Raw genomic sequence first — 353 nt, 5'->3', positions numbered from 1 at the left:
CAACTAGCCCCGCCATTTTCCCTAATAATTTCAGTGATACGGCTGTATTGCCGTTTTTGATTTGCTCACGTTCTGAATACGGCGTGAGCAATTTGAAAATGTATGTCCCTATTAGAAACAACACTAGGGATACAGCTAAATAAATAATAAAATGATCAAAGGTTTGTAAATAAAACGTTAAGTCCATTCATTTGCTCCTTTCATTCCACAAGGTAAATAGTACGATAAATTATCGGTAATCTGTGCTCCGGCACGTACGCCAAATGCACTTGCTTTCTCATTTACAACAAAACTTCCGATTAGCAAATGAGCATCCTTTACTCCCAGCTCCGTTTTAATCGACGCTGTTGGTA

1 protein-coding gene is annotated in these 353 nt (G+C 38.5%); it reads right to left on the bottom strand.

Going from position 1 to position 353, the window contains the following annotated elements; genetic code table 11:
* Positions 1-187 (bottom strand): DUF350 domain-containing protein (locus KH400_RS22810; protein WP_217228542.1); only part of this gene is annotated, 187 nt, incomplete at its 3' end.
* Between the last annotated feature and the right edge of the window lie 166 nt (positions 188-353).

Source organism: Desertibacillus haloalkaliphilus (assembly GCF_019039105.1).
GTDB classification, from domain to species: Bacteria; Bacillota; Bacilli; order Bacillales; family KJ1-10-99; genus Desertibacillus; species Desertibacillus haloalkaliphilus.
This window is presented reverse-complemented; position numbering and strand designations above follow the sequence as displayed.